Source organism: Sphingomonas sp. (assembly GCF_004799495.1).
Taxonomy (GTDB): domain Bacteria; phylum Pseudomonadota; class Alphaproteobacteria; order Sphingomonadales; family Sphingomonadaceae; genus Sphingomonas.
Window position 1 is genome coordinate 88,546 of sequence record NZ_SSMY01000010.1, and the last position, 13,081, is coordinate 101,626.

General features: G+C 67.7%; 12 protein-coding genes. 3 read left to right on the forward strand and 9 right to left on the reverse strand.

Annotation, left to right across the window (positions count from 1 at the left end):
• Nucleotides 1–12 precede the first annotated feature (12 nt).
• Nucleotides 13–1,341: a cystathionine gamma-synthase family protein gene (locus E7773_RS11095; protein ID WP_293991145.1), complete on the forward strand. Its 1,329-nt coding sequence runs from the start codon at nucleotides 13–15 to the stop codon at nucleotides 1,339–1,341.
• Here the strand turns inward: E7773_RS11095 and E7773_RS11100 are convergent.
• Both E7773_RS11100 and murA read right to left on the reverse strand, forming a co-directional pair.
• The gene (locus tag E7773_RS11100) at nucleotides 1,338–2,906 is read right to left on the reverse strand and encodes an MFS transporter (protein WP_293991147.1); all 1,569 of its coding nucleotides are present in this window, start codon (nucleotides 2,904–2,906) and stop codon (nucleotides 1,338–1,340) included. The two genes, E7773_RS11095 and E7773_RS11100, sit on opposite strands and share 4 nt — an antisense overlap.
• A 5-nt stretch (nucleotides 2,907–2,911) precedes the next feature.
• The gene (gene murA / locus E7773_RS11105; protein ID WP_293991149.1) at nucleotides 2,912–4,195 is read right to left on the reverse strand and encodes a UDP-N-acetylglucosamine 1-carboxyvinyltransferase; all 1,284 of its coding nucleotides are present in this window, start codon (nucleotides 4,193–4,195) and stop codon (nucleotides 2,912–2,914) included.
• A 167-nt stretch (nucleotides 4,196–4,362) separates the two neighbouring features.
• Between murA and E7773_RS11110 the strand changes: the two genes are divergently transcribed.
• On the forward strand, nucleotides 4,363–5,070 hold the full coding sequence (locus tag E7773_RS11110) for a Crp/Fnr family transcriptional regulator (RefSeq protein WP_293991151.1): 708 nt from the start codon (nucleotides 4,363–4,365) through the stop codon (nucleotides 5,068–5,070).
• A 42-nt stretch (nucleotides 5,071–5,112) separates the two neighbouring features.
• On the opposite strand, the gene E7773_RS11115 is transcribed toward E7773_RS11110, so the two are convergent.
• Nucleotides 5,113–7,956, reverse strand: a complete 2,844-nt coding sequence (locus tag E7773_RS11115) for a pitrilysin family protein (protein WP_293991153.1) — start codon at nucleotides 7,954–7,956, stop codon at nucleotides 5,113–5,115.
• Nucleotides 7,957–8,077: 121 nt separating this feature from the next.
• On the opposite strand from E7773_RS11115, the gene E7773_RS11120 reads away from it, so the two are divergent.
• Nucleotides 8,078–8,677 (forward strand): hypothetical protein, encoded by a 600-nt coding sequence (locus E7773_RS11120; RefSeq protein WP_293991155.1) that lies wholly within the window; start codon nucleotides 8,078–8,080, stop codon nucleotides 8,675–8,677.
• 4 nt (nucleotides 8,678–8,681) lie between these two features.
• Here the strand turns inward: E7773_RS11120 and E7773_RS11125 are convergent, their stop codons facing one another.
• The 6 genes from E7773_RS11125 to E7773_RS11150 form a co-directional block, all read right to left on the reverse strand.
• Complete coding sequence (locus tag E7773_RS11125) at nucleotides 8,682–8,891, reverse strand: hypothetical protein (RefSeq protein WP_293991157.1); 210 nt, start codon at nucleotides 8,889–8,891, stop codon at nucleotides 8,682–8,684.
• A 3-nt stretch (nucleotides 8,892–8,894) separates the two neighbouring features.
• The gene (gene tgt / locus E7773_RS11130; RefSeq protein WP_293991228.1) at nucleotides 8,895–10,031 is read right to left on the reverse strand and encodes a tRNA guanosine(34) transglycosylase Tgt; all 1,137 of its coding nucleotides are present in this window, start codon (nucleotides 10,029–10,031) and stop codon (nucleotides 8,895–8,897) included.
• Entirely contained in the window at nucleotides 10,031–10,663 is a 633-nt protein-coding gene (locus tag E7773_RS11135) for an HAD hydrolase-like protein (RefSeq protein WP_293991159.1), read from the reverse strand. Before E7773_RS11135 ends, tgt begins: the two co-directional genes overlap by 1 nt.
• Entirely contained in the window at nucleotides 10,660–11,169 is a 510-nt protein-coding gene (locus E7773_RS11140; RefSeq protein WP_293991161.1) for an EF-hand domain-containing protein, read from the reverse strand. The genes E7773_RS11135 and E7773_RS11140 overlap by 4 nt, the downstream gene beginning before the upstream one ends.
• Before the next feature lie 2 nt (nucleotides 11,170–11,171).
• A complete protein-coding gene (gene queA / locus E7773_RS11145; protein ID WP_293991163.1) occupies nucleotides 11,172–12,206 on the reverse strand; it encodes a tRNA preQ1(34) S-adenosylmethionine ribosyltransferase-isomerase QueA in 1,035 nt (344 codons plus the stop codon).
• Between the two features lie 89 nt (nucleotides 12,207–12,295).
• Entirely contained in the window at nucleotides 12,296–12,994 is a 699-nt protein-coding gene (locus tag E7773_RS11150; RefSeq protein WP_293991230.1) for a peptidylprolyl isomerase, read from the reverse strand.
• Nucleotides 12,995–13,081: the final 87 nt, after the last annotated feature.

Genomic DNA, 13,081 nt, shown 5'->3' on the forward strand with positions numbered 1-13,081 from the left:
AAGGAGTTTCCCATGCCCGATCAGCCGACCGAAACCGAAGCCGACATCACCGGCGTCGACGCCAAGGCCCTCAAGCCCCATGCGAGTTCGATCGGCGGGCGCAACCTCAAGCCCTCAACGCTGATGATGGGCCATGGCTTCGACCCCGCACTGTCCGAAGGATCGCTCAAGCCACCGATCTTCCTGACCTCGACCTTCGTCTTCCCCAACGCCGCCGCCGGTAAGCGTCATTTTGAGGGCGTGACGGGCAAGCGGCCGGGCGGCGCCGACGGGCTCGTCTATTCGCGTTTCAACGGGCCGAACCAGGAAATCCTCGAGGATCGGCTCGGCATCTGGGAGAATGCCGAAGATGCGCTGGCCTTCTCCAGCGGCATGTCGGCGATCGCCACGCTGTTCCTCGCGATGGTCAAGCCGGGCGACACGATCGTCCATTCGGGCCCGCTCTATGCCGCGACCGAGACGCTGATCGCGCGCATCCTCGGCAAGTTCGGGGTCAAGTGGGTCGACTTCCCCGCGGGTGCGACGCGTGAAGAGATCGACGCGGCGATGAAGAAGGGCGCGGAGACTGGCAACGTCGCGCTGATCTACCTCGAAAGTCCCGCCAATCCGACCAACGCGCTGGTCGATGTCGAAGCGGTCGCCGCGAGCCGCGACGCGATCTTCGCCGACCGCGCGGAAAAACCCCCGATCGCGATCGACAACACGTTCCTCGGCCCGTTGTGGCACAAGCCGCTCGACCATGGTGCCGACATCGTCGTCTATTCGCTGACCAAATACGCCGGCGGGCACAGCGACCTCGTCGCCGGCGGCGTGCTGGGGTCGAAGGCGCACATCAACACGATCCGCCTGATGCGCAACACGATCGGGACGATCTGCGACCCCAACACCGCGTGGATGCTGCTGCGCAGCCTCGAGACGCTCGAACTGCGGATGAGCCGCGCTGGCGAGAATGCGGTCAAGGTGTGCGCCTTCCTCAACAAGCATCCCAAGGTCGAGAAGGTCGGCTATCTCGGCTTCCTCGAACAGCAGGGCGAAACGCGCCAGGCCGACATCTATCGCCGCCATTGCGCGGGTGCGGGCAGCACCTTCTCGCTCTATCTCAAGGGCGGCGAGAAGGAGGCGTTCAAGTTCCTCGACACGCTCAAGATCGCCAAGCTCGCGGTGTCGCTGGGCGGCACCGAAACGCTGGCGAGCGCCCCGGCGGCGATGACGCATTTGTCGGTGCCCGACGAGCGCAAGCAGGCGCTCGGCATCACCGACAACCTCGTGCGCATCTCGATCGGGGTCGAGGACGCCGACGATTTGATCGCCGACTTCGCCGCGGCGCTCGACGCGATCTAGCCCGCCACCGCTTCGTCGAGCAGCCGCAAGTCGCGCCCGCGCGTCTCGCGGCCGAACCAGGCGCACAGGCCGAGCGCGAGGAGCGTCGGAATCATGATCAGACCGGCGGCGACGCCCATCGCCGGCACGAGCGCCGCGATGCTCAGCGCCTGCGCTGCGACCCCGCCCGCCTTGGTGCACGCCGCCACCCAGCCGGTCGCCCGACCGCGCACGCGCAGGGGGAAGCTTTCGGCGGCGTAGGGAAGCAGGATCGCGATGATCCCGTTCGACCCGACGATCAGCAGCGCGATCGGCAATACCGGGCCGCCCCCGCCGCCAAGCTCGAGCCGCAACACGCCGATCAGTCCGAGCAGGGTCACCCCGATCATGGTGACGAGCGACCATTTGGTGCTCCACCGGCTGTACATCGCGGCGGCGACGAACACCGTCGGGAAGGCGATCAGCGCGGATTCGGCGAGCAGCCGGCTCGACACTTCCATCGAATAGCCCTTCGCGACGAGATCGGCGGGGAGCCACAGCAGCAGCCCGAAATTGACCAGCCCCCAGCCGACCGCCGCAACCGACAGCGCGACGAGCTTGCCGGCCAGTTTCGCGCCGATCAGCGCGTGACCGATCGTCCCGGCGGGGAGCGGGGGCAGCGCATCCCGTCGCGTCGCGGTCGCGCCAAACCGCGCCATCACCTCGCGCGCTTCGGCATCTCGACCGCGCGCGAGCAGGAACTTGGCGGACTCGGGGATGAACCCGCCGAGCAACACCAGCATCAGCCCGGTGGGCAGGTTGAGCAGCCACAGGATCCGCCATCCGAAGATCGGCTGTAGCAACGCCGAAAACCCGCTCGCGGCGAAATACCCCCCGACCGCGCCGAGCCCGCCGACGAGCACCAGGCTCCACCCGCGGTGCCGGTTGGGCATCATCTCCGCCAGCAACGCATAGGTCACCGGCAGCATGCCCCCCGCCGCCGCGCCCATCATGAAGCACATGCCGACGTTCCACGCGAGGCTGGGCATCGCCCCGCAGATCGAGGTTCCGACGAACATCACCGCCGACAGAAGGATCGACGCCTTACGCCCGTAGATATCGGCGATCACACCCCACAGCACCGACCCCGTGACGGTACCGATCAGCGCGGCGAACGGAACGAGCGAGGCGGTCGCCTTGGGCACGGCATATTCGCTCACCATACCGGGAATGGTGAAGCCGAGCGCGGCGGGCTTCATCACGTCGATCACCAGCGCGATCACCAACACCAGCATCAACCGCCAGTGCGGCCAGCCGAGCGCGGCATCCTCCGGCGCAGAGATCTCGATCGTTCCCGCGATCGCGCGCTGCGCCGCGACGTTGCGCGGGAGCAGGCCATAGGCGGCGACCGCGACCCCGCCGACGATCAGCGCCATGCCGAGCACCATGTCCCAGCCGACCGCCATCCCGGCGAGGCGATAGTGCATCGCCCGGCCCATCAGGAACATCGGGATGTGCATCAGCACGCCGGCGGTCACCGCGACGCAGCCTAGCACGAACGCCCAGAGCGCCTGGCGGTCGCTGAGCGTGGTGCCGACCCCCCGCATCGAAATCAGCCGTCGCCGACGCGCTCGATATCGGCGCCGACCGCCGAGAGTTTTTCCTCGAGCCGCTCATACCCGCGGTCGAGGTGATAGACGCGGCTGACCTGGGTCTCGCCCTCGGCGACGAGGCCCGCGATGATCAGGCTCATCGACGCGCGGAGATCGGTCGCCATCACCGGCGCGCCGACCATGTGGTCGACCCCGCGCACCACCGCGGTGCGGCCGCGCACCTGGATATCGGCACCCATCCGCGCGAGCTCGGGCACGTGCATGTAGCGGTTCTCGAAGATCGTCTCGGTCAGCACGCTCGCGCCGTCGGCCTTGCACAGCATCGCCATGAACTGCGCCTGCATGTCGGTCGCGAAGCCGGGAAACGGCGCGGTCGACAGCGTCAATGGCTTCAATTTACCGTCGGACGAGATGTGCAGCGACTGGCCCTTCTCCTCGACCCCGACCCCGGCATCGATCAACGCGGCGACGGTCGCGCGCATGTCGTCCAGCTTGACCCCGGCGAGCTCGACCTTGCCCCCCGCGATCCCGACCGCGCAGGCATAGCTGCCCGCTTCGATCCGATCGGGCATCACGCGATAGGTCGCGCCGTGGAGCCGGTCGACACCCTCGATCTCCAGCGTCTCGGTCCCGACCCCGGAAATCGACGCGCCCATCGCGAGCAGCAAATTGCACAGGTCGACGATCTCGGGCTCGCGCGCCGCGTTCTCGATGACCGTCGGCCCTTTGGCGAGCACGGCGGCCATCACCGCATTTTCGGTTGCGCCGACCGACACGATCGGGAAGGTCACGCGCCCGCCCGGCAAGCGCCCGCCCGGTGCCTTCGCCCGGACGTACCCCGCCGCGATCTCGATCTCGGCGCCCATCGCCTCGAGCGCCTTCAGGTGCAGGTCGATCGGGCGGTTGCCGATCGAGCAGCCGCCGGGGAGCGACACCGTCGCCTCACCGCCACGCGCGACCAAAGGCCCGAGCACCAGGATCGATGCGCGCATCTTGCGCACGATGTCGTAAGGCGCCTCGCTCGACGTCAGCTTGCCCGCGCGCATCGTCATCACGCGCCCGAAATCCTCGGGCCGCGATCCCTCGATCTGGGTCGACGCGCCGAGCTGATTGAGCAGATGCCCGAAGCTGTCGACATCGGCGAGCCGCGGCAGGTTCCTGAGCGTCACCGGCTCTTCGGTCAGCAGCGCGCACGGCATCAACGTCAGCGCCGAATTCTTCGCGCCCGAAATAGGCAATTTGCCGGCCAGGCGGTTGCCGCCGCGGATGAGGATACGGTCCATGAGCGAGCTTCTATCGCCCCCACGCGCCCACGCAAGCGATTGCCTATTGCAACGGGTTCGCAACGACCATTGATCGACTTTAATGCACGTCCCCGCGCGCGCTGCTTTGTGACGCTCGAAGGTCCGGGGGAAAGCGTATCGTGTCAGGGAGTTGCTTCGCCGAGCGTTTGGGTGATCTCGTATCGATCACCCCGGCGGAACAGGACGCGCTGGCTAGGCTCGAGGAGCGCGAGCGCCCGGTACGCCGCGGCGCCGCGATTCAGCGCGAGAACGACCGCGTCGGCGAACTGTTCATCCTCAGGAAGGGCGTCATGATGACGTCGATGCTGCTCGACGACGGCAGCCGCCAGATCCTGCGCTTCCTGTTTCCGGGCGACATGATGGGACTGTCGAGTCTCGCCTATCGCGAGGCGCCGGAGACGATCACCGCGCTGTCCGACAGCATCGTATGCCCGTTCGACCGATCGACGCTGAGCGGGATCCTGGCGGCGCATCCCCGGCTCGGCGCGTTGATGATGGTCTACAGCCAGATCGAGCGCGCGGCGCTGACCGACCGGCTCGCCGCGCTTGGCCGCACCTCGGCCAAGGCGCGCGTCGCCGCGGTGCTGATCGAGATGCGCAATCGGCTGCGGATGCTCGACAAGTCGATCAACGCGACGTTCACACTCGGGCTGACGCAGGAAGAGATCGGCGACGCGACCGGGCTGACCGCGGTCCACGTCAACCGCATGCTGCGCCAGATCGAGGAAGACGGGCTGATCGCGCGCGCCAACGGCCACATCACCTTCACCAACGAACGCGCGTTGATGCGGGCGGCCAACTACGTCGACCGATACGAAGGGCTCGACCTGAGCTGGCTGCCGGCGGCGCGATGATGCTCCTTAGCCCCTCCCCTTCAGGAGAGGGGCAAGAACGGCTTACTTCAGCGTCGGGCTATCCAGGTTCAGCTTGTCCGCCGCGATCACCTCGACGTTCGGATATTTCTTGCGCAGGTCGTCGACGAACAGCTTGGCGTCGCCGACCACGATGACGCTCGCGTCGGTCGGGTCGAACAGCCGCTGCGAGATGCGCTGGACCGCCGCCGCGTCGATCCCGTCGATCCTGGGGGTGAACGCCTTGAGCTCCGACAGCGGCACATTCTCGATCACGTAATCGCCGAGCACGCTCGCGATCCCGCTCGTGGTCTCGGTATCGCGGCCAAAATCGCCGATCAGCACCGCCTTGCGCGACGCGAGCTCGCCCGGCGGCACGGGGGCCGCACCCATCCCGCGCATCGTGTCGACGATCAGCCCGACGACTTCGGGGGCCGAGGGGTTCTTGGTCTGGGTGTTGGCCGAGACGTAGCCGGGTGCGCGCCGCGCCGCGATCCCGCTGCCCGCGCCGTACGCTAGCCCGCGCTTGATGCGGATTTCCTGGTTGAGCCGCGACGAGAATCCGATGCCGAGCGTCGCGTTGGCGACCGCCGCGCCGTAGAAATCGGGGTCGCGGCGCGCGATCCCCGGTCGCGCGATGACGACGCCCGCCTGCCCGGCATTGGGCATGTCGACCACGACGATGCGCGGCTGGTACGGACTGTCGAAGGTCACGGTCGACCGCTCGGGCACCGGCTTGGCGAGCCAGCTACCGAAGCTGGTCTCGGCCAGCGCGCGTGCCGCGGCGGGCGTGATATCGCCGACCATGACGAGCGTGGCGTGCGCGGGCCCCCAGGTGCGCGCATAGGCGTCCTGCACGTCGGCACGCGTGATCGCCTTGAGCGAGGCCGGCGTGCCGGCGAGCGGATGGCCGTAGGCACCACCGCGCATCACGACCTTGGTCGCGACATAGCTCGCCAGCCGCCCCGGGTCCTTGAGTTGGACCTGCACCCCGTCGATCGTCTGCGCGCGGTCGCGTTCGAGCTCGGCCGCCGCGAAGGTCGGGTTGCGCACGACATCGGCGAGCACCGCGATGGCCGGCGCGACCTGGTCGGACTTCACCTCGAGCGACACCTGCCCCGAATCCCAACCCGCGCCCGATGCAATCGACCCGCCGAGATTCTCGACCGCGTTGGCGATCTGCGTCGCGGAGCGCGAGCGCGTGCCCTTGGTCATTAGGTCGGCCATCAGGTTGTTGAGCCCCGCCCGCCCCTGCGGATCCGCCGCGCCGCCGCCATTGGCGACGATCACCGAAGTGACGATCGGCAGATCGTGCTTTTCGACCACGATCAGCGTCATGCCGTTGGCGAGCTTCATCGTCACCGGCGCGGGGAGCGCCGCGACCACCGGCCTGGCCGGGTCGGGCGGCAGGATGCGGTCGGCGTCGCTGGCCGGCTTGATCACCTCGACGTTGCCGGGGGTCTTGAGGTCGGCGACTTCGACGGTGTCGGCGACTGCGACCTTGTCCGCCTTGGGCCCGGCCTTCGCCATTTCAGCGGGCATGTAGCGGATCGCCGCCGATCGGTTGTCGGTCAGGTAGCGCCGCGCGACGCGCTGGATGTCGGTGGGGGTCACGCGCTGGATCGCCGCGAGCTGCTTGTCGGCGGCCGCGGGGTCGCCGTCGATGATCACCGATCGTGCGATCGTCGACGCCTTGCCGTCGGCGGTCTCGCGGCTCTGGATCGTCGCGGTGATCAGCTGGTTCTTGGCGCGCGCGAGTTCCGCTGGCGTCACCAGCCCGTCGCGCACGCGCGCAAGCTCCGCGCGCAACGCTGCCTCGCCCGCCGCCACGTCCTTGCCATCGGCCATCGTCGCGGTCACGACGAACGACCCCGTCCCCTGCTTGGTGTCGAGGAAGGTGTTGGCCGACTGCGCCAGCTGATCGCGATAGACCATGTCCTGATACAGCCGCGACGAATCGCCGCGCGACAGGATCGCGTCGAGCACGGTCAGCGCGGGGATGTCGCCGTTGTTGTCCGACGGCACCGGATAGCTGATCAGCACCGCGGGGAGCGGCGTGTTGGGCTCGTACACAGTATAGTTGGTCGCCACCGTCCGCTCGGGCTCATTCACCGTCACGCGCGGGATCGGGCGGTCGGGGCGCTTGATCCCGCCGAAATACCGGTCGACCCACGCATCGAGCTGCGCCGGGTCGAAATTGCCCGCGACCACCAGCACCGCATTGTCGGGGCGATAATAGGTCGCGTGGAACGCGCGCACGTCGTCGATCGTCGCGGCCTCCAGATTGTCGAGGCTGCCGATGCCGGGGCGCGCATAGGGATGCACGCGGTAACTGATCTCCGGGTAATAAATCGAGTAGAGCTTGCCGTACGGCGTCGCGAGCGTGCGCAGCCGCAGCTCCTCCTTCACCACATCGCGTTCGGACGCGTAGCTCACCGGCTCGACGACGAGGCTCGCCATGCGGTCGGCTTCCGCGAACAACAGCCGCTGGAGGTGATTGGCCGGAACCACCTCGTAATAATTGGTGAAATCGTCGTTGGTCGAGGCATTGTTGTACCCGCCGACATCCTCGGTCAGCCGGTCGAAATTCTCCGATTTCAGGTTGCGCGTCGCCTTGAACATCAAATGCTCGAACATGTGCGCGAAGCCGGACTTGCCCTTGGGATCGTCCTTCGACCCGACGTTGTACCAGACCTGCACCGACACGTTCGCGGTCTTGGTGTCGCGGATCGCATAGACGCGCAGGCCATTGGCGAGCGTGCGCGCGGTGTAGGCGATCGGCTTGACGCTGACGGCCGGCGCGCGAGCGGGCGCCTTCTTCGGAGCAGCGGCGGCGGCGAGGGGGAGCGAGGCAACGCCCAGCAACAAAGCGGCACGGAACAGGCGCATTGAGGTCTCCGGCTAGGAGTAAGGATGGGATGTTGTGTCGCGCCAGGACGGTCCAAGTCAATGCGAACACGCCCGCTGTTTCGCCGTTGCAGGCGGAGGGGCTGCGCGGCATGGTCAGATCATGATGCGTCTGGCCGTGCTGCTCGGACTGATCACGGCGGCGGCAAGCGCCACAGCCTCTCCGGCCGAAAAACTTCCGGCGGCCGTCTCACGCGAACTGCCGGCGGGATATACCGTGCTCGCCTTTGCGTCTGCCCGACCGGACCCGCGCCACCTGTTCTACGTCGTGGCACTTGCCGCGCACGGCGAGACGATACCGGACAACGGGCGGGCGCCCGATCGGCCGCTCCTGATCTTTCAACAACGCAGCGGTGGCGGTTACGCAGTGGTCGGACGCAACGACGGCGTCGTGCTGCGCGCCGACCAAGGTGGCCAGTGCGATCCATTCGAGGACGGAAGCATCACCGCGAACGGCGCATACGTCACGGTCGAAAATGGCGTCGCGTGCGGATCGCATTGGACCGACTATATAACGTTCCGGTTCGACCCGCGCGCCGGCTATGTGTTCAGCACCGAGCGATTGCAGTCCTGGTCTTCCAATCCAGACACGGGGCCCAATGCGGCGGCGCTGGTCCCGGACGGCGAAAGGGTCATCCGGCCAGTCAAAGGACGGCGCGTCCCGTTTTCCGCGTGGCGACGAAAAGCGGACCCTTGGCGGTAGGCGATCAGCCCTTGCGCTTGTTCCGGTTGGCATAGATCACCGCCGCCGCCACCGCGGCCGACCCGACCCCGGCGCCGATCGCGGCGATCCCCCATTTGCTCAGCCTGGCCGGCTCGGGGGTGCTTTCCGCCGCGAGCTGCCGCGCCTTCGCCTCGCGCGCGGCCGCCATGATCTCGTTCTCTTCAGGCCCGAAAGTCTTGGTTTCGTCGGTCACGCGTCACTCTCCTCGGCCCTTCACGTAGCGCGCCCGGAATCGCGCCGCAAATGCGTTGAGCTCACCCGCGGCGATCGCCGCGCGCAAGTCGGCCATCAACGCCTGATAGAAATAAAGGTTGTGCTCGGTCATGAGCATAGCGCCGAGGATTTCGCCCGCGCGGACGAGGTGGTGGAGATACGCGCGCTCCCACGTCGCGCAGACCGGGCAGCCGCACTCGGGATCGACGGGCAAGCGATCCTCGGCGAACTTGGCGTTGCGGATGTTGATCGGGCCGGTGCGCGTGAAGGCTTGGCCCGTGCGCCCACTGCGCGTCGGCAGCACGCAGTCGAACATGTCGACGCCCCGTTGGACCGCGCCAACGATGTCGTCGGGCTTGCCCACCCCCATCAGATACCGCGGCTTGTCGGCGGGGAGTTGCCCCGGCGCGAAGTCGAGGCAGCCGAACATCGCCGCCTGTCCCTCGCCCACCGCGAGGCCCCCGATGGCATAGCCGTCGAAGCCTATTTCGGTGAGCGCCGCCGCGCTTTCACCGCGCAATGACTCGTCGAGCGCCCCCTGCTGGATGCCGAATTGCGCGGCATTGTCGGCGTGCTCGCCACCGCCGAGAAACGCCTCGCGCGACCGCTGCGCCCAGCGCATCGACCGCACCATTGCGGCGGCCTGCACCTCTCTGGTTGAGGTGGTCGGCACGAGTTCGTCGAACGCCATCACGATGTCGGACCCGAGCAGCCGCTGGATCTCCATCGATCGTTCGGGGCTCATCAGATGCCGCGTGCCGTCGAGGTGGCTCTTGAACTCGACCCCCTGCTCGTCGCGCTTCGTCAGTTCGGACAGGCTCATCACCTGATACCCACCGCTGTCCGTCAGGATCGGCCGGTCCCAGCCCATGAACGCGTGTAAGCCCCCAAGCCGCGCGACGCGCTCGGCGGTCGGGCGGAGCATAAGGTGATAGGTGTTGCCCAAGATGATATCCGCCCCCGACGCGCGCACATCGGCGGGCTTCATCGCCTTGACGGTAGCGGCGGTGCCAACCGGCATGAACGCGGGGGTGCGGATGACCCCGCGCCGCATCGAGAGCTCGCCAGTGCGCGCGGCGCCGTCGGTGGCGTGTATGGCGAAGTGGAAACGCGGGAGCATCAAGTCAGGTACGCCACGATTTCGGCCGGGTTGGCGAACGTCATATCCGGTTTCATTGCGATCAGCGTTTCGGGATTGGCATAGCCCCATAGCACCGCGGCCGCCGCCAGCCCGACCTCGCGCGCGGCGTCGATGTCGCGCGTCTCATCCCCGATCGACAGGATGGCGGCGGGCGGCAGGCCACTCGCCTTCACCGCGCGGCGAAACTTGGCGACCTTACCGAACAGCCCGGAGCCGCAGAAATATGCTTCGAACCGCGCGGCGTCCTTCCCGAGCACGGCGCGCACATTCGCCTCGCCGTTCGACGAGCACAACATCATCCGGACGTCCGCATCGCCCAGCGCGCTCAGCATCGCGCGAACGCCGTCGAACAAGTGAATACCGGCGGCATCCGCCGCGAACCGCGCGCGAACGTGCCGCGCGATCAGCGGGAGTTTCCAGCGTGCGATGCCGAGATGCCGGATCACCTCGCGCGTCGGGCGGCGGCGCAGCGCCTCCACTTCGTCGGGACCGACGCGGCGGAAACGGAAGCGTTCGGCCAAATCGTCGATGATCGACAGGAACCACTCGCCGCTGTCACTCAGCGTGCCGTCGAAATCGAAGATGACCAGCTTGTAGCAGGGCGCCGTCACGGCCGCCCCTTCTTGCCCCGCCGCTCGAAATCGGGCGCGATGTTGGCGCGGATCGTCAGCAGTTCGGCGCGGGTCAGCACGCCGTCCTTGTCCTTGTCGAGCCGCGCGAAGATCTGGTCGAACTTGGCGTCGAGCTCGGCGAGCGTGATCTTGTTGTCGCCGTCGGCGTCGGTCTCGAACGGGCTGGGGAGCGCGGTGCGGTCGCCCAGCCAGCGCTCCGCCCAATCGGCGAACGCGATATAGCCGAGCGCGCCGGTCCTGGCGGTATCGATGAGGGCGAAGCTGTGCGCGAGGCAGCGGTGCAGTTCGTCGCGCGTCACGCGGCCATCGCCGTCGGCATCGCACGCCGCGATCATCATCGCCGCCGGCTCGACCACCAGGCTCGGCGCGACCGGCCCGACCGGCGGCGCATCCTTGGTGCCGAGCGGAATCGGCGTGCGCCCAAGGTTCTGCGCAAATGCAGGTGTGGCGATCAGCGCGAGGACAAGCAAGGAAGCGGCGCGCATCATCATCCTTTCGACGGCAGCAGCAGCGACGCGTCGCCATAGCTGTAGAAGCGATAGCCGCTTTCGATCGCGTGCGCGTAGGCTTTTTGCATCACGTCCAGCCCCATCAGCGCCGATACCAGCATGAACAAGGTCGAGCGCGGCAGGTGGAAGTTGGTCATGAGCCCGTCGATGCCGCGGATCGGCACCCCCGGCGTAATGAAGATCGCGGTGTCGCCCTCGAACGGCCGGACGCGGCCTGCGGCGTCGCACGCGCTCTCGATCAGGCGCAGGCTGGTCGTGCCGACCGCGATCACCCGCCCACCGGCATCGCGCGCGGCGTTGATGCGCGCGGCGGTGGCGGCGTCGATCCGGCCCCATTCGGCGTGCATCTTGTGGTCTTCGGTGTCGTCGGCCTTGACCGGGAGGAAAGTACCCGCGCCGACGTGCAGCGTAAGCGTCGTATGTCCGATTCCGCCCGCGTCGAGCGCCGCCATCAGCGCGGGGGTGAAATGGAGCGCGGCGGTGGGCGCCGCGACCGCGCCGGGCTCGTCGGCGAACATCGTCTGATAATCGTCGGCGTCGCGCGCGTCGGTCGGGCGCTTCGAGGCGATGTACGGCGGTAGCGGCATCCGGCCGCAGCGCTCGAGCAGCAACTCGATCGGCTGGTCCCCGCCGAAGTCGAGCACGAAGCTGCCGTCGTCGCGCCGATCGGACGCGATCGCGGCGACGCCATTCCCGAAGTCGATCGTGTCGCCGTCACGCAGACGTTTGGCGTTGCGGATGAAGGCGCGCCAGCGGCGCGGGCCTTCGCGCTTGTGCAGCGTCGCGCCGATGGCGGCGTCGCCGCGCTTCCCTTCGAGCTGCGCCGGGATCACGCGCGTGTCGTTGAACACGAGCAGGTCGCCGGCGCGCAATTCGCTCGGCAAGTCGCCGACCGAGCGGTCGCGCATCGTGGCGCCGTCGACGACCAGCATCCGCGCCGCGTCGCGCGGGGACGCTGGACGCAACGCGATGCGGTCAGTCGGCAAATCGAAGTCGAACAGATCGACGTTCATGGCCTGATCACGTCCAGACTGCCGTTCGCCCTGAGCTTGTCGAAGGGCGTGTTTCCCAACCGGGCTTCGACAAGCTCAGCCCGAACGGGTTATTTCGCTTTCCTCGCGGCCGGCTTCTTCGGCGCTGGCTTGGCGGCAGGTTTCGGTATCGTCGCGGGAACGATCGTCGGCGCAGGCGCTACGACCGGCGGCGGCGGCGGGGGCGGCGGCGTATAGGCCGGGGGATTGTCGGCCGCGATGTACGCGTGGAGGATTGTCGACGGGTTCGCCGGCGGCTCGCCGCGCTCGACCGCGTCGACGAACTCCATACCCGAAATCACACGGCCGAAATTGGTGTATTTCTTGTCTAGCGCGAGCTTGGGATCGAGTACGATGAAGAACTGGCTGTTGGCGCTGTCCTCGGCCTTCTTCTTGGTCGCGGCATCGGCGTCGGGCGCCGCGCCTTCGCGCGCGGCCGAGACCGCGCCGCGCACGTGCGGCATCCAGTTGAACTCGGCGGGCAGGTCGGGCAGCGTCGATCCGCCGGTGCCGTCGCCCTTGGGGTCGCCGGTCTGCGCCATGAAGCCTTCGATCACCCGGTGGAACTTGAGTCCGTCATAGAAATGCTGACGAGTCAGGGTCTTCACGCGCTCGACCATCTTCGGCGCGACGTTGGGATAGAGTCGGATCACCACCCGCCCGCCGGTCGACAGGTCGAGATAGAGCAGGTTTTCCTTGTCTGTCAGTGCCGGCGGCGCGATCCGGTCCGCGGCGGGTGCGGCCGCGACCGGCTTCTTCTTCGCCGCCATCGCCGGGGTGCCGGTGACCGCGAGGCACATCGTCGCGATCAGGCCGAGAATGAAACGCATGGGGACTCCGGGGAAATAAGGTTCGGG